Below are 19,313 nucleotides of genomic sequence, written 5' to 3'. Positions count from 1 at the left end.
TTTATACTTTCTGACTACAAAGTGCCTTTGGTGCTGGGGATAGAAGTGTCTTGCAGGTTGCGCTCCACGGCCATGCGGATGGCGCGGGCAAATCCTTTGAAGATAGCCTCAATCTTATGGTGCTCGTTGTCTCCCTCCACCTTGATGTTCAGGTTGGCTCTGGCCGTATCGGAGAAGGACTTGAAGAAGTGGAAGAACATTTCCGTGGGCATACCCCCTACTTTCTCGCGTTTAAACTCCGCCTGCCATACCGTCCAGGGGCGACCGCTGAAGTCGATGGCTACCTGCGCCAGGGCCTCATCCATGGGAAGTATAAAAAAGCCATAGCGGCTGATGCCCCGCTTATCGCCCAGCGCCTGCAGGAAAGCCTCCCCTAAGGCAAGTCCGGTATCTTCGATGGTGTGGTGCTCGTCGATGTGCAGGTCGCCTTTTACCTGTATGGTTAAGTCCACTTTGCCGTGCCTGGCCACCTGCTCCAGCATGTGGTCGAAGAAGCCGATGCCTGTCTGGATGTTTGACTTCCCGGTACCATCCAGGTTCAGGTCCACTTGGATATCTGTTTCGGAGGTACTGCGGCGGACGCGGGCCGTGCGACCAGTGCGCTGTTGCTTCAGGAAAGTATAAATCTCATCCCAATTGGTGGTGCTCAAGGCTGCCCCGTCGGCAGAAGCTTCCCCGATGAAGATGGCTTGTGCCCCCAGGTTCTGAGCCAGCTTTACATCCGTCTGCCTGTCGCCGATTACGTAGCTATTAGCCAGGTCATACTCCCCGGCCAGGTAGTTTTTCATCATCCCGATGCCGGGCTTACGTGTCTCCAGCCCCTCGTGCTCAAAGCTGCGGTCGATGAGGATTTCATCGAACTTGATGCCTTCGCTCTCCAGGATCTCGAGCATCTTGTTCTGATAGGGCCAAAAGGTATGCTCCGGGTAAGAGTCGGTACCAAGGCCATCCTGGTTGGTCACCATCACAAACTCATAGTCCATTTCCCGGTAAATGCGGGCCAGGTTGGTGATGGACTTCGGGATAAAGGCAAACTTCTCGAAGGAATCCACCTGGTAATCAGTAGGCGGCTCCACCAGTATGGTGCCGTCACGATCTATAAAAAGTGCTTTTTTCATTTTATGGTTTGGCAAAGAGTGTTTCGATATAGGACAAAAGGCTATAAGTTATACTTTGTGGACAGTGCTAATTGCCTCTTTAATCTTTCGTCTCAAACTCAGCTATTGCCTGCAACAGGCGTTGGTTCTCTTCCAGCGTACCGACGGAGATGCGCAGGCAGCCTTCGCAGCCTGGCAATGAGGAGCGGTTACGTACCACAATGCCTTTATCTAAAAGGTAGTTATACACCACATTTGGATCTATTACTTTAACAAGTATAAAGTTAGCATCAGAGGCGTAAACATGCTCAACGGAAGGCAGATCGGGCAAGGCTTCCAGCAGCAGTTCGCGCTCCTGTACAATCTCTTCGACCATGTCTTTCAGCGCCTCGCCACGCTCCAGGGCCTGCAGCGCCAGCTCCTGCGTGGCTTCGTTGATGTTGTATGGCGGCTTTATTTTATCCAAAACAGCGATAATCTCCTGAGAGGCAAAGGCAAGCCCTAACCTGAGTCCGGCCATGCCCCAGGCTTTGGAGAAAGTCTGCAGCACCACCAGGTTCGGGAACTCCTGCAGGCGGGAAGCCCAGCTGCGGGCGTCGGCAAAGTCGATGTAGGCTTCGTCTACTACCACCAACCCGTTAAAGGCGCGCAGGATGTCCTCTATACTTTCGGGTTCTATCAGGTTGCCGGTGGGGTTATTGGGCGAGCAGATGAAGATGATTTTGGTGGTGGGCTTTACGTTAAGCAGCACCTCCTCCACCGGAATCTGGTACTCCTCGGTCAGTTGCACGGCCTGCAGCGCCACCTCGTTCAGGTTAGCCGATACTTCATACATACCATAGGTGGGCGGCAGGTGCAGCATGCTGTCCTGCCCGGGGCGGCACACCATCCGGAACAGCAGGTCGATGGCCTCATCCGAACCGTTGCCCAGGAAAATCTGCTCCGGCTGCACGCCTTTGATTTCGGCAATGCGCGCCTTCAGTTTCTTTTGGTGCGGGTCGGGATAGCGGTTATACTTTTCGCCGGCCAGGCTGCCGAGGTTATTTTCGTTGGCATCCAGAAAAATGCTGGCGCTGCCTTTAAATTCGTCGCGGGCCGAAGAGTAGGCTTTCATCTTCAGCACATTCGGACGAATGATATCGTTCAGGTTAAACACGGTCTAGTTCTTTAAGTCGGATACTTACGGCATTTTTGTGCGCCTCCAGCCCTTCGGCCTCGGCCATGGTTTCGATGGTTTTGCCAATATTTTGCAGCCCCTCGCGCGTAATATACTGGAAGGTGATTTTCTTCACGAAGCTGTCCAGCGATACGCCGCTGTAAGCGCGGGCGTACCCATTGGTCGGCAAAGTATGGTTGGTACCGGAGGCATAGTCCCCAGCAGATTCCGGGCTGTAATGGCCCAAGAAAACAGAGCCAGTGTTCGTAATCCCCTCCATCAGTTCCTCAAAATCAGCTACGGAAAGTATAAGGTGCTCCGGGGCGTACAGGTTCGAGAAGTTAAGCATACTTTGGCGGCTGTTAAGCACCACGCCCAGGCTGTTTTCCAGGGCTTTTGCGGCAAACTCCCTGCGCGGCAGCACGTTCAGCTGTACTTCCAACTCCTGCTCCACCTGTTGCAGTATTTCTTCCGAGGTTGTCAGCAGCACCACCTGTGAGTCGTCGCCGTGCTCGGCTTGCGAGAGCAGGTCGGCGGCCACGAAAGCCGGGTTTGCACTCTCATCGGCCATCACAAGCACCTCAGAAGGTCCGGCTGGCAGGTCAATGGCAACACCAGTTTTGCTGACCAATTGCTTGGCTACTGTGACATATTGATTTCCGGGGCCAAAAATTTTATACACCGCAGGCACACTCTCCGTGCCAAAGGCCATGGCAGCTACCGCTTGCGCGCCTCCGGCTTTTACGATGTGGGTGATGCCCAGCAAAGAGGCGGTATATAGTATAGCCGGATGGATGCTGCCGTCTTTGGCGGGCGGCGTGCAAAGGATGATTTCCCGGCATCCGGCAATGCGGGCCGGCACCCCTAGCATCAGCAAAGTAGAGAACAGCGGCGCAGTACCTCCGGGTATGTATAAACCAACCTTATCAATGGCTACGCTCTTGCGCCAGCAGTTCACCCCATTCATGGTTTCTACCTGCCGCACGGGCTCCGCCTGTTGCGTATGAAAAAGTTGAATATTGCTGTAGGCCTGCAGAATAGCCTCTTTCAGTTCCTGCGGCACTTTAGCTTCTGCTTCCGCGATTTCCACTTCCGAGGCCAGCAGACTTTGCAGTTGCACCCCGTCATACTTTTGGGCCAGCTGTAGCAAGGCCGCGTCGCCCTGCTCCTGCACCAGCTGAAACGTTTGCAGGATGCCGGGCTCCAGTTCTTCCAGGTTCTTGGTCGGGCGCTTTACCAGCTCTGCCCATATGTCCGGGCTTGGGTTTATGAATTTGCGCATGGCTTTATACTATCATTTTTTCAATCGGAACAACCAGAATGCCCTGTGCCCCGGCTGCCTTTATCTTCTCGATAATCTCCCAGAAATCATCCTCGTTCACTACCGAGTGCAGCGAACTCCATCCCTCTTCCGCCAAGGGCAGCACGGTAGGCGCTTTTATACTTGGAAGCAGCCTGCTTATCTCAGCAATTTTATCGTTCGGAGAGTTGAGCAGAATATACTTGGCGCGACTGGCGCGCTGCACGGCATGAATCCGGAACAGGAGTTTATCGAGTATCTCCTGCTTTTCCTGCGGCAGCTCCGGGTTGGCAATCAGCACAGCTTCCGACTTAAACACGCGCTCCACTTCCCTTAGTCCGTTACTGATCAGGGTGCTGCCCGAGCTCACAATATCACAGATGGCATCAGCCAGGCCTATACTTGGTGCTATCTCCACGGACCCGCTAATAGTATGAATATGCGCCTGCACGCCCCGGGCATCCAGGAAGGCCTGCAACAGGTTGGGATAAGAAGTGGCGATGTTTTTGCCGTTCAGGTCCTGCACCGACTCGTATTCAGAACCCCGTGGTACTGCCAGGGAAAGGCGGCACTTGGAGAAGCCAAGTCGCTCCACGGTCAGCGCTGCTTTTCCTTCCTCCACTAGCACGTTCTCGCCTACGATACCAATATCGGCCACACCGTCGGCCACATAGCCGGGTATATCATCGTCGCGGAGGAAAAGAATCTCCAGCGGAAAGTTAGTGCACTCTGTTTTGAGTTTGAGGGAGCTATAGATAAAGGAAATACCGCACTCGCGGATTAGGTTCAGCGACTCCTCGCTCAGCCTACCCGACTTTTGGATTGCTATTCGTAGCATTATGGTATCAAAGGTATGATGTAGAAAATAAGGCTATATACCCTGCTGCTGGCAAAGTATAATACGGGCAACGCCCGTCGGGGGCAATATGGTAGTATGGATTCCTCTTACGAGGAATGATGGAAATGGTGGAAATGTACATGAGCAGCCGGAGCAACGGGCGTTGTCCAGGTAGAAGTGGTGCTATATGTATATACCATGCTCATGTTTCAGCACAAAGTAAATGTATTTTGTCTGAAATTAAAAAAGAAGTCCCGGCTAATTTTATAACGTGCCGGAAATGTTGTTGTGCTGTTGTTTAGACTTTCAGGCAATGCTTCGTCCCCTACTCTGCAATTAACCTGATAAGCTTTTGCAAAATAAACCTACAAATAATCATAATAAATTATACTTCAGTACTTTGGCTAAATACCCTCGCCACTTCCCCTCAGAATGGCGACATGCATACTATACCCTCCTTAAAATAATTGGTTGCCAATTTTTAGTGAACGGAAAGCATACTGCTTTTTTATATAGATTTATACTTCTTAAAGCAATAGGCCTTAGAAGTATCACATTCAAACAGATAAGGAAGAGCGTAAAGTGATGCTTGAAGTATAATTAAGGCTAAATTATTTTTTTGTTTGGTGCGGCTCGGTAATCAAAGTATAGGTCAGGCAATTTACTTATTGTCTACTTCGCCTCCAGCCATAGTATAAAAAAGTATAGCCGGCTACATTGTGCAGCCGGCTATAATTGAAATAATGGATATGCAAGGGCTGTTACTTTTTCAGCACCATTTTAATCGTTTTTACGCCTGACGAAGTGGTGAGCCTGGCAAAGTATACGCCTTCCGGCAGCGAATTCGCAGAGAACTCAAACTCGTATACTTTTCCGGCCTCTGCCACACCTTCCTCGGTCTTCCGCACGCGGGCTCCTTTCACATCGTACACCTCCAGGGCAAACTGCTCGTCTTTCTCCACGGAGAACGTGATGGTAGTTCTGTCGGTGTAGGGGTTCGGGTAGTTGAGGAAGCTGGCAGAAAGCTGCTCCGGTGTAACAATGGCTGCCAATTTCTTGGAACCGGAGCCGCCATTCAGTGACTTGTTCTCATGAATCACGATGGAACCGCCTCCGAGTTTGGCCGCATCACCCAGTTCCGCGTTTTCTGCCGCGCCTCGGGCGTTATCATACACTACATCGCCTCCGTTCCAGATTTTAATGCGGAACTTGTCGTAGCCTCCGCCGCCGTTGATGTCGCCGTCTGTGGCCACCACCATGAAGTCATACTCCATGCCGCCGCCGTTGATGAAGCCCTTGCCCTTGTAAGTAGCTTTGGCGCCGGAAATGACGAGCGTGGCAGCCGTATGGGATGAGCTCTTAAAGTTGATGTTACCATTCTGGAACTGGAACTCGGTGTTGCCATCCACTTCGTTTTTGCCCTTTTTATACTTGGCCACAAAGCCGAAATTCGCTTTTCCGGTAGCATTAAGATCAGCGGCGAGCGCGTCTTTAGGAGAGTTTATCCAGCCGCCGCCAGTTACAAAACCACCATCCGGGTCGTAAATGGGCAGGTATACTACCTGAGAGGCTGCGCATGCGCTTCCGCCTGCCACGGCCTGAACGGAATACACTTTCGCCACCTGTTTGCCCAAAGTAAATGTCGCAACACCATTTTCACTGCTTTTTGTGAATCTACGGGTTTCCCCGCCTGCCTCCATAACAAGCTCAACATTTACTCCATCAATTGCTGTTTCACCGTCTTTTACAGAGATGTTTATGATAACATCCTCATTCACACTACGTGGTGTGCTGGCAGAGCTGGCATCGAGTGAGAGGCCGTTGATGGTCAGCGTGCCCTTAACAAGTGCTACATTGTAGTTCACCAGTTTGGCGTCTTCTGAGGCAGGGATTACCTCGGTACCTGCAATCGTATAGCTTGTCAGGATTTGCTCCTGGTTTACGGCGCCTGTCACCGTGCAAGTGTAACCTGTTAATGGGTCTACTTGGCCGCAGTACTTGCTCATACTTGGGGCGGTGATAATCAGTGGCGCCCTGCTGATGTTGGAAGTGGCTGGGTTTACTTGCTTCAGCACGTAGTTGGCTGCATCGGCACCCTGCAGGGTAACGGTAGCGCTAACTGTCCGCTCTCCCGCATTAGGACTGCTAAAGGCAGCAGCAGATACAAGGGCCGTTACATCATCACCAGAAACAACACCCATAAGCGTAGCCGAAGTGCCCGGAGCGTCTGTGGTGCCATCGTATACTTTGCCAGAATTGCTCAAATCAGCTGTTAGCTCCTTCTGCGCGATGACGAACTCACCCTTGGCGTCCGGTGCTGTATAGTTGCTGTTGGCCAACTTTGCCACTACAGTATAGGAGTCGGCTTTTGTGGGAGCAACGGCCTCTGCGTTGTAGGTAATGTTCACGGCCAGTCCTTCGGGCACAGTGGTTACCGTTACACCCTGCGGCTGTCCGTTGTATACTGTCGACAGGTCACTCAGATATATCTCTGCTTCAGCAGGCAGGATATTTAAAACACCATCGGTTATACTTACATCGTAGTTATCAAGCTTTCCTTTAGGATCCAGAAGCGAACCCATTATCGCATATTCACCTACATTTGTGCCTGCGCCGGCTGTTGTGCTGTAGCTTGGCGTGATGGGGTCACTGTTCTTCAAACCGGTAAGCGTTCCGTCAAACGCAGGGTTTTCCTCGCCATACTTTCTCGTCTTGTCGTTTACCTGCAGACTTAAAGGAGCCTTTCCAATGGTCAGGATGCCATCAGTAGCTAATACGGTGTAGTTTACCAGCAACGCACCCGACAACACAGGAGTTATCGCATAACTGCCAATAACGCTTTCTGGCTTCGCTACAGAAGTATAGCTTATCTCAATCTCATCCTCTCCTACGATGCCAGACACGCTGCCCGTGAACTCAGGGTTGGCATCACCATACTTTCTGCTGGCGTTATGAGCAGTTACAACCAGCTCGGCCGGGGTAATTTCCAGAAAAGCCTCGTTATAGGTAATGTCATAGTTGCTCAGTGCTTCTTCTGGATGCAGCGTGACCAAAATGTCAATCTTGCCCACCCACTCGCTTAATGGACGGAAAAATTCTGCTGTAATTTCATCAGTTTCAACGAAGCCTTCTAATGTACCAGTCAAAACGGGATCTCGGGTGCCGTATACTTTCGTAACGGCCTTTGGTGTTACTGAAGCCGGCCGCTTCGTAATATCCGCTAAGGCTTGCTCAACATTTGTCAAAGTATAGTTATTCTTATCTTTACCAGAAAGAGCCGCACCTGCCAGCGTTACAGTCTTGCCAGAGTTTGCGTTTTTATCCGCAAATCTCGCCTCTCCCCCGGTTAGTCGAATATCATCTCCTGCTATAATGCCCACCAGTGCCAGGTCAGTTACAGTTGCCGCTGTAGTGCCGTCGTATACTTTGCTAGCAGCTGTAAAGGTACCCACAATGGGTTTAGCCGTGATGTTGGCAGTAGTGGAAGCGGTGGCATTGCTGAGGGTATAGTTGCCGTGCGTGATAGAAACATCAGCAGTTACCGTTTTCCCTGGCCCTGCATTTTTGTCTGAGAAAGCAGCGTTTTGGACCATTACTTCCAATTGGTCGCTTCCAACTAGTTCGCTTGCTGCAATGTAGCCGCTCGCAGTGGCCTGTTCTGAACCGTCGTATACTTTATCTTCTGCTGAGATCCGGGCAGTAACCTGCTTCGGGTTGATGGTGAACTGAGCGCCTTCGAAAGACAGGCTATAGTTGCTGCCGAGACTGAGTGTGCCTTTGTTAATCGCATACCCGCGAACGTTTTCCCCTGACTCTCTTTCGAGGCTTCCGGAGAAACTGTCGCCATTCACGACAGTGCCAGCAGTAATGGTATAAGTTAGCGTAGGATCAGCCTCGCCGTATACTTTCGAGAGGGCGTTGGCAGCCACTGAAACAGGACGAGGGGTAATGGTGAGGGTACCAGTTGCCTGACGTGGAAGGTAATTATCATTCCCTGTAAAGGAAGCTATAACTAAATACTCACCAGCATCAACCGGAGAAGTTACCGGGGCACCATCTTTACTATAGGTAACGGTGGCGGTTCCAATGTTTTCATTTTCCAGCACACCTCTAAGTTCTACGCCAGCAATATGTTTAGGCGTTCCGTCATAGGTATGTGGTTCTCCTATTGTTAAGGTGAGCGTAGGCGTGGCCTTTTCTACCTGAAGTATGACAATAGCTTCGGCAGCATTGTAGTTTGTAGTTGCGGCTGCTTTGACTCTCAAAGTATGGGAGCCTACGCCGAGTATATTTCCTGCAGCCGGGCTATAAGTTAAACTTCCTTCTCCGGCAGTTAAGGCTGCATTAAGCTGTGTTGCTGACAGCGCTGTGCCAAAGACGATGCTCTGAGGGTTTGTCCAGCTAATCGCCTGATTGGCCTTGGAGATAATCATTTTCCCATTTACGGCTTCAGCTTCGTAAAGAGGATTGTTTAATGTAGCAATCACATCATATTCACCTGCATCTGTTGGCGCTATAGTTGAGCCATTATAAGTAATACTTACGCCTTCTAAATCTGCCGGATTAGTAACAGCTGTTGCATGTTTTTGTCCACCATTGTAGGTGTATTCTATATCTTGCAGGCTTATGGTAGCAAATTTTTTAATGATTTTTTGGGAAATGGTTGATTCACTATTCATATAACCATTGGGCCTATCATTATTTGTACCTACAAACTCTGCCCTTATCTTATGCTCACCTGCAGAAAGAGCATTAATAGTTATAGACTTTGTATTATTGTTATTCGAGATTGCTAGAGCATTTCCATGTGCTACTCCGTTTAAGTAGAATTGTAACTGTCCGGCTACATTGTTATTACCATTAGGAGCTCTTCTAACAACAGCTGTAATGTTTACATTCTCACCGGCTAAAGAAGGGTTGTTGCTCGACGATAAAACAATTTCTGTAGGCTGCGCATCTGTAAAGGACGTTTCAGCCCTCGCACCGCTCTGTTGACCAACTGCAATCACAGTAAAAGTTACTCCTAAGTGTCTTTCTAATATCTCAAACTCTATCTTCCAATTCCCATCTGCATCTACTGATGTACCATGATGTTCATGGGAATGATCATACTCAGGTTCTTCCTCAAAATGTACATCTACATATTCATCATTTATCCATCCTGAACCGGTAATGATTGCGACCTCGCCAGGTGCATAATCATCCTTATCAGAAGTTACCGTCTGCGCCAACAAGGGTGGCAGCGCCAGAAAAAGGAGCGCCATGATAAGGAACATGCGCCTCATCACACTTTGCCCCACAAAAAAGTACAGGTGTAAAGGTTTCAGATTCATATAAAGGGTTGTTAGGTTTCTATCTTGTATGCAAAATTGCCAGCACGCTCCTTCATCGTTTGAGCGTGTCCAGAACTACTTTGTCTTATAAGTTTCTATGCTTAGGCCTTTGCTATGCGAGGAGGCTGTTGAAAATTTCCTAGTTTTTATATAACCAGACTCAATAACCCACAATCCTATACTTTTACAAGTTTATAAAGTTACATTTATCAGATATATTTTTTAATTTTGCAAAGTTTACACATGGTTTAGTTGAGCATATGCTTCTTGCATAGTTCTATGCTCTTAGGCAGAAGCAAAAAGTAGAGGCTGATCCTGTAAACTTTACTAGCTTTGCATCCGAATTTATTGGTACAGGCCGACTGTATTGGCATAGTTTTTTCGGTTAGGGGAAATACGTGCAACCCATTCTTAGACTACCATGAAGAGACCCATACTTTGCTTTTTCTTGTTAACGATAGCTTTCCTGTTTGCACAGAGCAGCGCCTTTGCGCAGGTAAAACTGCCGCAGGCCAGTCCTGCAGCTTACCTGCGCCAGACAATTGGGCTAACCGATGTTACAGTGAACTACCATGCGCCAAGCGTGCGGGGCAGGCAGGTCTTCGGAGGGCTTGTACCTTATGGGCAAATGTGGCGGGCTGGTGCCAACGAGGCCACCTTGATAAGCTTTGAGGATGAGCTGTTTCTGAACAACGAGCGCGTACCGGCAGGCACCTACTCCTTCTTCATCATCCCTCAAAATGATTCTGTATGGCATGTGGTACTAAACCGTGATACCACCCTTTGGGGTCTGGAAGGTTATAATGAACTGGATGATGTGGCATATTTAGAGGTGAAGCCATCCAAGACAACTGAGTTTGTGGAGACCATGCACTTCTCCTTCTCCGACATCAACATGAATAAAGCAAAGCTGAACCTGGCCTGGGAGAATACCAAAATCAGCCTGAGCATAGAGACAGATGTTGAGAAGAAGGCGCTGGAGAATATTAATTACGCCCTTTCCACCGCCGCCAGCGACGATTGGTATACCTGGGCACAATGCGCAGAGTACATGCTGCCTCGCAAAGAGCATCATCAAAAGGCCTTGGAGTGGATTAACAAGTCTATCGCGATTAAGGAAAACTTCTACAACAACTGGATTAAGGCAAAGCTGTATGCTTATAACAACGAGTACCAGATGGCGGCCACACTTTCAGCAAAGGCGATGGAACTTGGAGGGGCAGAACCGGAGAGTTACCAGACGTATGCCAAGCAAATAGAAACCGCGTACAGCGAGTGGAAGAAAAGACGCTAGAGATTATTTATACTTAGAAAAGTGAGGGGAGGCCGAAAATTGGCCTCCCCTCACTTTTTATACTTAGAACTTGGCCACGAACCTGACGTTCAGGCGGCGACCGGTGAGGTAGTTGGGTACGGCATATGTTATGTCGTTCACGTCGCTCACGTAGTTGTACGACATCCAGTTTTTGGCATCAATTAAATTGAGCACCTCCAACCCTATCCAAAGGCTCTCCAGCCCCAGCTTTTTCCGCTTCACCACATCCCCTTCTACCACAAGTACTTTCGAAAAACCAATGTCGATGCGCTTATAAGAGCGGCCATCAAAGGCACTTCTATACTCCGGTTGGCGCGGCGGGCCAAAAGGTAAGCCACTGCCATACACCAGGTTCAGGTACATGCGCACCGTAGGGTTGTCGGGCAGGTGGTCCTGGAAAAACAAGGAGAAGTTCACTAACTGATCTGTGGGCCGTCGGAGGAAGCCCTGCTCCCGCATGCCGATTTTCTCGCCCTGCGCATTGTGAACTGAAATTGAGTCACCCTCCACATTCTCTTTCGTTGTCAGCAGCCCCAGGCTCAACCACGACTCAGCCCCCGGTATAAACTCCCCGTTCACCCGCACGTCGAAGCCGGCGGCATAGGCCTTGGCGTTGTTGCGGGCATAGTAACGCAGCCGCACGTTATCCAGGTCATACGGAATCACGTTGGTCATCCACTTGTAATAAGCCTCCGTGGCAAGTTTAAAGTCGCGCCCCCAGGCCTGGAAAAGATAATCGCTGCCCACGATGGCGTGTACCGATCGCTGTGCCTTCAGGTCCGGGTTGATAACCCCATTAAAGTCGCGCAGCTCGCGGTAAAACGGTGGTTGATAGTATAAACCCAGTGCAGTTTTAAAGGAAAGGTTGGGGTTGCGACGGGTAATAAAGGAATACTGCACGCGCGGCGAGATATTCAACTCCCCTGTAAAATCCCAGTACGTGGCGCGCATCCCATAGGTAAAGGTTCTCAGCGAGTCCAGGGCGATGGTATGCTGCAGGTAGCCGCTATAGCGCAGGGTGTTAAGATCCAGTTGGGAGCGCAGGTAATAATCCTGCGTTACGTAATCGGCCGAGTCCGTGAAGCCATACTCCTGCAGTTGGTCTTCGATGCGCTCAGAACCTACCTTCAGACCGAACTGCACATTGCTGCGCGGACTTGCCTGCCAGGTATTGCGAAGCTCCGCTGCCAATATCCGGGCCAGCAGGGTATTGCGGGCATGGTTGAAGGAGCTCCCCACCCCGCGCTCCTGCAGGCAGTCGCCAATGCCGTCGCCGTTGGTGTCCACATCGCACAGGCGGTAGCCGGCCTCCACGTCCCGGAACTCCCGCTCCCGCGAGTGCACCCCCGAAAGTATAAGCTCAGAAGTATAAAATGCTGTGAAACGGTGCGTCAGGTTTAGGCCGGCCTGGTAGGTAGCGTACTCCATCCGCTCCTGCCCATCGAAGGCTATGAGCAGGCGCAGCGGCGTGTTGCGGGTGCCAAACGTAGTTGCCTGCGTTTCGGGCTCCACCCGGAAGTCGTTGTTGGCGTAGCTGGTCAATATACCCAGGGTGGTGCGGCCACGGTTCAGGGTGTCTTTGGTCAGGTCGAAGTGCACATAGGCCTGCGCGTCTGTAAAGATGGGGTTATACTTTCCCTCTGTCTGCAGCCCCTTCAGAATGTATTGCCCGTTTTTGTGGCGGGCGCCAAACAGGTAGGAAACTTTTTTATTTTTGGAAGCCGACTCCAGGTGCAGCGCTCCTCCGGTAAGGCCGCCGCTAACCGTAGCGCCAAATTCTGAGGGCTGTTTATACTTGATGTTCAGCACCGAAGAAAGCTTGTCGCCATACTTTGGTTGCCAGCCACCCGAGGAAAACTCGATGTTACCAACCAAATCCGGGTTTACAAAGGAAAGTCCCTCCTGCTGCGCCGAGGAAATAAGAAAGGGCCTGTAAATCTCGATGTTGTTGACGTAGACCAGGTTCTCGTCGTAGTTGCCCCCGCGCACCGAGTAGGTGCTGGAAAGCTCGTTGTTGCTCGACACACCCGGCAGCGTGACCAGCACTTTGTTAAAGTCGCCGAAGGTGGACGGCAGGTGCTCCACATCGCGCGGGTCCAAGGTAATCACACTCACCTGCTCGCGACTCTCTTCAGCTTTGCCCTGCACATCCACCGTTTGCAACTGCTGCGGGTCTGGCTCAAGTATAAAGCTTAAATCACGACTTTCACCAGGCTGGAGTATAAACTTTTGTTCCAGCGCTTTATACCCCAGGTGGCGCACCACAAGCGTCCACTCCGTACCTGCCGGCACTATTAACTTAAACGCTCCTGCTGCATTCGTCCGGGTACCCGTTGAAGTTCCCTTCAGGGCTACCATAGCCGACTCTAGTGGCTCCTGCTGCTGGTTCAGCACCCTGCCGGATAAGGTAGCCTGCTGTGCCAAAACACCAAAGGGCAAAAGTATACACCACCATCCCAGTAAATATTTCAGCATCTGCAGCGGTTTATTATTTAGAGGATTTTAGATCGGCGATGGTTTGGGCTGGGTCTTCGGCAGAGAAGACAAAACTGCCGGCCACCAGAACATCGGCGCCCTTCTCCAGCAGCAGCGGTGTGTTGTGCTGGTTCACGCCACCGTCAATCTCAATCAGTGCCTGTGAGTTGCGCTGGATGATCAGGTTCTTGAGTGCCTCAATTTTGCGGTATGTGTTCTCGATAAACTTCTGCCCGCCAAACCCCGGATTTACCGACATCAGGCAAACCAGGTCGGCATCGGCTATAACATCTTCCAGCAAGTGCACGGAAGTATGCGGGTTTACGGCGATACCTGCCTTTGCCCCGGTGGCTTTAATCTGCTGCAGGGTGCGGTGCAGGTGCGTGCAGGCCTCTACATGCACCGAAATGGTGTCCGCGCCCGCCTCCCGGAACCGCTCAATATACAGTTCCGGCTCCACAATCATCAGGTGCACATCCAGCGGTTTCTGCGCGTAGCGTTTAATAGCCTCCAAAACCGGAAAACCAAAGGAAATATTAGGCACAAAACGGCCGTCCATGATGTCGATGTGCAGCCAATCGGCCTGGCTGTTGTTGAGCATCTCTACCTCCGACTGCAGGTTGGCAAAATCAGAGGCTAGTACAGAAGGGGCAATTAGTGGTCTCATACCTGCAAAGGTAAATTTATAATTGATATTTGGGAGCAACGTCGGTACTTACGCAAATCTTTGCTAGCCGCGCTCTCCTTTTTACTTCATTCTTATCGTGCATCAGTCGCAGCAAGTGCATACGTTCTCCAGTGCATGATGTTAAAGTGCAGACGTTTCCTTTAGATGATACGTCCGGATGTAATCCGTTAAATACGGTTCCACTTTGCTTTCTTTCATCCGCATCACCTTCGCCATGGTTTTAATAAGCGACTCGTAGGTGTTGTCGCTCTCCTCTACTTCCCGGAAGCCTTTTACTCCTTTTTTCTCGTGCACCAACTGGTACACTACGGCGCCGGCTACATAGCGTGGGCTCTGGTTGCCGGCATACCGGAAGCTGCCATCGTAAAGGTTTTTGAAAGTGACCTCGGGATGGTTCCTGTAGATGTCTCTGGATACTTCTCTTAACGTTTCCTGGTAAGGGGTATGTCCGTCAACACCTCCGAAGTATGTGGCGATGCCCTCTCCCAAAAAGTGATTTTTAACTGGATGATAGAGGATATGTACGAACTCATGCAGGTTATCCTCGGCTCCATGCGCGGAAAAGATGCGGTTATACTTTGCTCTGGCAAAGCCAGTTTGGTAAGCCAGCCAATAGTCCAGGTTGAAGAGCCTGCCTAGCTCCTCTTCCGAGTTCATCACATAAAAATCAAATGGTTTGGCATCGGGGATGTTCAGCGTCCTGACAAAAGACTCCACAAAGGCATCTGCCTTCTCCGCCCGCTCCTGGTTAAACTCAAAAGTCGGTGGAAAATGGAAGGTGATCCATTTCGTTTGTTGCTGTTTCCACTTCTTCAGCTCATTAGCCCAGGCATTCTCCAGTTTCCAATCCCCTGCTTCATCTTTAGCCGCATAGTAGCGAAGTATAAAAGGCGGGTTCATTTTATTCGTTACCATCCACGGCTCCAGTTTGTCGGTCGCCAGCAGAATCCTGGCAACATACTTCTCCCCCACAGGCTCTATACTTAAAACGGTAGGCTTAAAGTAGCTGAAAAGCTGTTTGCTATTCAGGCCAAAGAACAGGTGGGGAGCAGCCTGATCAAAATGTTCCTGATGTTGGCCGTAGTAAAAGTCTACTTCTTCCTTATTCCAATAGGGGTTGTGGTAGAGGCTGTCAGGTTGTGCGTTTAGGTAATTCCCGATGAGTTCGTACACAGCCTTTACCTCCTGTTTCGTAGTATCAACCCGGGCGGTAAGATAGGGCTTGACCTGGCAAAGGCCTGGTACGGCGGTGAAAAGTATAAATCCTAAGACCAAGGTGACGTGGGTAGCGCTTGCTCTCATAGTTGGGTTTTGAGTTACCATCAGGGCTTCTACAGTTTCACAAACCTGAGGGTAGCTACTCTATTACCCGACCGGATGCGGCACAGGTACAGGCCGTTTCCCAGGTGCTGCGGCTCTAGTTTTAGCGGCTGCTCCTTTTGTGCCAGCACTATACTTTGGCGGAACATTTGCTTGCCCGTGGCATCCAACACCTGCACTTCTATGGCTTGCTGCAGCCAATCCTGGCCCAGGTAAAGTATAACCGGATCCTGTCGTACCGGGTTTGTGATGTATAGCTCCTCTCCTGTAGCTGCTCCGGGAGAGGCAGTAAGGGTGCGCCTGTAGTTCGGGATGCCATAGCCGATGCTGTTGTCCGGGTTAGTAGCGTTGCTCCCACTCTGCCTTAGAAGCTCAATCAGCTCCATGTTTGTTCTGAAAGGATTGGCTTGCCACACAGTGGCGGCAAAGCCAGCCACAATAGGGCCTGAAAAAGAAGTGCCGTTGCCCCGCGCAAGCGATCCGTTTGGGAGTATAAAGTATACCGCCTGTCCCATGGCCGCCACATCCGGCTTAATCCGCCCGTCAGCCGTAGGACCAAAGGAGCTGAAAGCGGCCTTTACACCCAGCGAGTCTACAGCACCCACGGCCAGCACCGAGTCGGCATCGGCGGGAGCAGAAACGTACTGCCAGCTTTTGTTTCCTTCGTTGCCAGCGCTTGTCACCACCAGCATCCCCGTAGCGGCAGCAAAGTCAGCGGCCTTGCTAATAAGGGAGGTGTTGCCGTCCATGTCCTGGTACGTATAGCTTTGGGAAGGGGCATCGAACAAAGTATAGCCCAGTGAAGAATTAATGACATCAGCCCCAGCACTGTCGGCAAATTCTGCGGCCAGCAGCCAGTTAATTTCCTCTATGTTATGCTCTGTGGCGGCATCCTCGGTACGAAGCAAGAGGTAATTGGCGCCATAGGCCGTACCCACCATACTCCCCGGGGCATAAGCAGCCATGGTAGAAAGTACCGCTGTGCCATGCGCATCGGCAGTAAACACATCTTCCTGCTTCCTCACAAAATCAAAAGTGCCCGCCAGCTGGTTTCGCTCAAAAAGGTGGGCAAAGGCCGCTATCGTTGGCACTCCCGGGAAACCGGCATCCAGCACGGCAATGGTCATTCCGGCCCCTGTGTAACCATCGGCATGCAGTTCGTCAACACCAAGCATATCAGCCTGATGGAATGCAGGGCCATAGTCTGACGGGTTAAGGGCGGGCCAGTAAGGAGCGTTAGAGGTAGTGCTAGCTGCTGCTATGCTTTGAAGTGCGGTCCCTTGGGTTGATGTACCGGTCGGAGACGCCACGCGGTTCAGGGATTGCGTACGGAGCACGAACGGGAGCTCTTCCAGCGCCTGCAACTGCTCGTCGGTGCACTGCACGACAGCCGCGTTAAACCACCGGGAAGTATACCATACCGTAGCGCTAGCTTCTTGAAGCGCGGCCACATAGGCAGGGTTTACCGGAAGATCGCGCGGCGTAACAGTGATGTTCTGACGTTTGCGCCGCTCCACCGCTTTTGGCGACAGGAATTGCAGTGGTTCTGAAGTAGTAAAGGGGGTGTCTGCCTTATCGGCGAAGTATATTAAACGTTTCTGCTCCTCTCTAGCTGCGTTACCAGTGTCCTGCGCCTTTACGGGCAGGTACAGCAGCAGGCAGGTAAAGAGGAGCAGCAAACGCATACCTTATTCCTTTCCGTGGTCGATTAGTTTCTCGTGCCGCTCATGGCCGTGGAGTCTGTAGCCAATGCCATACGTACAGTCCTTCGACTCTGAGGCATTACAGTAAACAATCCTGGTAAAGAGCCTGTAAACCATACCCACTCCCTCAGCATATACTTCCTTGCGGTCATTGAGCCCAATCCAGGTTTCGATAGGCGTACCCTGAATGACAGTTGCTGTGTTGCTAAAGGTATTACCATTCACAGTGTAAGGCTTGCCTACGTTCTCGAACGTATAATCTTCCTTGGTCAGGTAATACTCAGCTCTTTTGTTGGTGTTTGGATCGGGTTTATAGTCTTCGCCTGTATTGTTATTATAGGCATCTCCCAACCACGTCTGCCCTTCCTTCACCGGAAACACCATCTTCACATACTTGGTGTTGTTCTTGGTCAGCATGACCATGGCGTCCGACTTGGTTACCACCATCACAGAGTCATCTATCCAGTTCATGTTTTCGTTTGCACGAACGGAGCGGATGATCTTATAGTTGAGCTTGCCGGTTTGGTCGACAAAGGTGGTATCTACCCGCTCGCGAAGCTGGAAACGGCTGGTATCCCCTACATCGCTCATAAAACGGATATCCATCACATCATAGACACGGTACTGCCCCACTTCCAGCGGAAAGTAGTCGTAGCCCATTATCTTCGGATCGGGATCCTTGTACTTGTCCTCGCAGGCGGCCACCAGGCCAGCCAGCGCAACCACCAAAAGCAGCAGGGCTCTTCTCATTATTGCAACACGTTCAGGTTATATGCTGAGTTGTAATTTGTCTCAATCCAGCCGCCGCCCACTACGTCGTTGCCTTCGTAGAATACTGCAGCCTGCCCTGGCGCGATGGCGTGTACCCCGTGCAGGAAGTGTACTTTCATCTTGTCGCCCTCCTGCTCAATGATGGCCTCTGTACCCGGGTCGTTGTAACGCACTTTCGTAACTGTTGGAATTGGCTGCCCGATCAGGTTTTCATACTTGAGCATGTTCAGCTTGCCAACCGTCATGGCATTTTTAGCCAGTTCCTCATAGTTTCCAAGCACCACACGGTTTGTATCTTTCTCAATGCGTGTTACATAGGCCGGAAAACCTAAAGCAATGCCTAAGCCCTTACGCTGCCCAATCGTATAGAACGGGTAGCCCTCGTGCTTGCCAACTACGGTACCGTCTTCGAGCACAAACTCACCACCGGCCACGCGCTCCTCCAGCCCCTCTACGCGGCGCTTCAGGAAGCCACGGTAGTCGTTGTCCGGGATGAAGCAGATCTCATAGGACTCTGGCTTGTTTACCAGCTCGGTAAAACCACGCTCACGGGCCATTTCCCGGATCTCAGTTTTATGCAGGCCTCCCAATGGGAAGATTGTGCGGCTCAGGCTCTCCTGCGAAATGCCCCACAGCGCATACGACTGGTCTTTACTTTCATCCAGGCCTTTGGAAATAATGTAACGTCCGTTTTCCTGACGCAGGTTGGCGTAGTGGCCCGTGGCTATAAAATCACAGCCCAACTGGTCGGCGCGACGCAACAGGGCATCCCACTTAATGTGCGTATTGCAGAGCACGCACGGGTTTGGCGTTCGCCCAGCCAGGTACTCATCCGTAAAATGATTGATCACATAGTCGCCAAACTCTTCACGGATATCGATTATGTAGTGCGGGAAACCAAGTTGAACGGCAATATTTCGGGCATCGTTGATGGAGTCGAGCGAGCAGCAGCCAGTTTCTTTCTTGCTGGCTCCGCTGGAGGCGTAATCCCAGGTCTTCATGGTCATCCCCACTACCTCATAGCCTTGCTCATGCAGCATAACAGCCGCCACCGAACTATCGATGCCGCCGCTCATGGCCACAAGAACCCTTCCTTTTGTACTCATTTATTTAGTAACTTTCGATTTAAAATTTAGCATTTTGATACAAATATAGCAACAACAACACAGTTATAAAGTTTCAGGTTCTATTTTATAGGGGCAGCCGGCGCAATAAGTATAAATAGTGGAAAAAGGTTGGCTGTAAAGGAAAATCGCTTTTACTTTGGGCTAAAGATATTTGTGCATAAACTGAATATATAACTTAAAGCAAAATTAC

12 protein-coding genes are annotated in these 19,313 nt (G+C 50.8%); 1 reads left to right on the top strand and 11 read right to left on the bottom strand.

Annotated elements, in window-relative coordinates; genetic code table 11:
- Positions 1-14: 14 nt before the first annotated feature.
- The 5 genes from hisB to BM040_RS00105 all read right to left on the bottom strand — a co-directional run bounded on the left by hisB (position 15) and on the right by BM040_RS00105 (position 9,655).
- Entirely contained in the window at positions 15-1,118 is a 1,104-nt protein-coding gene (gene hisB, locus BM040_RS00125; protein WP_092097849.1) for a bifunctional histidinol-phosphatase/imidazoleglycerol-phosphate dehydratase HisB, read from the bottom strand.
- A 79-nt stretch (positions 1,119-1,197) separates the two neighbouring features.
- Positions 1,198-2,253: a histidinol-phosphate transaminase gene (hisC, locus tag BM040_RS00120; RefSeq protein ID WP_092097848.1), complete on the bottom strand. Its 1,056-nt coding sequence runs from the start codon at positions 2,251-2,253 to the stop codon at positions 1,198-1,200.
- Positions 2,246-3,535 (bottom strand): histidinol dehydrogenase, encoded by a 1,290-nt coding sequence (gene hisD, locus BM040_RS00115; protein WP_092097846.1) that lies wholly within the window; start codon positions 3,533-3,535, stop codon positions 2,246-2,248. The genes hisC and hisD overlap by 8 nt, the downstream gene beginning before the upstream one ends.
- Positions 3,536-3,539: 4 nt before the next feature.
- Positions 3,540-4,391, bottom strand: coding sequence for an ATP phosphoribosyltransferase (hisG, locus tag BM040_RS00110; protein WP_092097844.1), 852 nt, complete (start codon positions 4,389-4,391; stop codon positions 3,540-3,542).
- Between the two features lie 761 nt (positions 4,392-5,152).
- On the bottom strand, positions 5,153-9,655 hold the full coding sequence (locus BM040_RS00105) for an MBG domain-containing protein (protein WP_394333073.1): 4,503 nt from the start codon (positions 9,653-9,655) through the stop codon (positions 5,153-5,155).
- A gap of 517 nt (positions 9,656-10,172) precedes the next feature.
- Here BM040_RS00105 and BM040_RS00100 point away from each other — a divergent pair.
- Positions 10,173-11,018: a DUF2911 domain-containing protein gene (locus BM040_RS00100; RefSeq protein ID WP_245756055.1), complete on the top strand. Its 846-nt coding sequence runs from the start codon at positions 10,173-10,175 to the stop codon at positions 11,016-11,018.
- A 63-nt stretch (positions 11,019-11,081) separates the two neighbouring features.
- Here BM040_RS00100 and BM040_RS00095 read toward each other — a convergent pair whose 3' ends face one another.
- The 6 genes from BM040_RS00095 to mnmA form a co-directional block, all read right to left on the bottom strand.
- Positions 11,082-13,514: a TonB-dependent receptor gene (locus tag BM040_RS00095; RefSeq protein WP_245756054.1), complete on the bottom strand. Its 2,433-nt coding sequence runs from the start codon at positions 13,512-13,514 to the stop codon at positions 11,082-11,084.
- A 13-nt stretch (positions 13,515-13,527) separates the two neighbouring features.
- Complete coding sequence (rpe, locus tag BM040_RS00090) at positions 13,528-14,181, bottom strand: ribulose-phosphate 3-epimerase (RefSeq protein ID WP_092097837.1); 654 nt, start codon at positions 14,179-14,181, stop codon at positions 13,528-13,530.
- A 141-nt stretch (positions 14,182-14,322) separates the two neighbouring features.
- Positions 14,323-15,504, bottom strand: coding sequence for a hypothetical protein (locus tag BM040_RS00085; protein ID WP_139217731.1), 1,182 nt, complete (start codon positions 15,502-15,504; stop codon positions 14,323-14,325).
- Positions 15,505-15,533: 29 nt separating this feature from the next.
- Positions 15,534-17,207: a S8 family serine peptidase gene (locus BM040_RS00080; RefSeq protein WP_092097832.1), complete on the bottom strand. Its 1,674-nt coding sequence runs from the start codon at positions 17,205-17,207 to the stop codon at positions 15,534-15,536.
- Between the two features lie 3 nt (positions 17,208-17,210).
- Positions 17,211-17,975 carry a hypothetical protein gene (locus BM040_RS00075; RefSeq protein ID WP_092097830.1) on the bottom strand — a complete coding sequence of 255 codons (765 nt, stop codon included), beginning with the start codon at positions 17,973-17,975 and terminating at the stop codon, positions 17,211-17,213.
- Positions 17,975-19,102: a tRNA 2-thiouridine(34) synthase MnmA gene (gene mnmA, locus BM040_RS00070; RefSeq protein ID WP_092097829.1), complete on the bottom strand. Its 1,128-nt coding sequence runs from the start codon at positions 19,100-19,102 to the stop codon at positions 17,975-17,977. Before mnmA ends, BM040_RS00075 begins: the two co-directional genes overlap by 1 nt.
- Positions 19,103-19,313 lie beyond the last annotated feature (211 nt).

The sequence above is a fragment of the Pontibacter chinhatensis genome (assembly GCF_900113285.1).
Classification (GTDB): Bacteria; Bacteroidota; Bacteroidia; order Cytophagales; family Hymenobacteraceae; genus Pontibacter; species Pontibacter chinhatensis.
The sequence above is the reverse complement of the archived record's forward strand: the minus strand, read 5'-3'. Positions and strand labels throughout refer to the sequence as shown.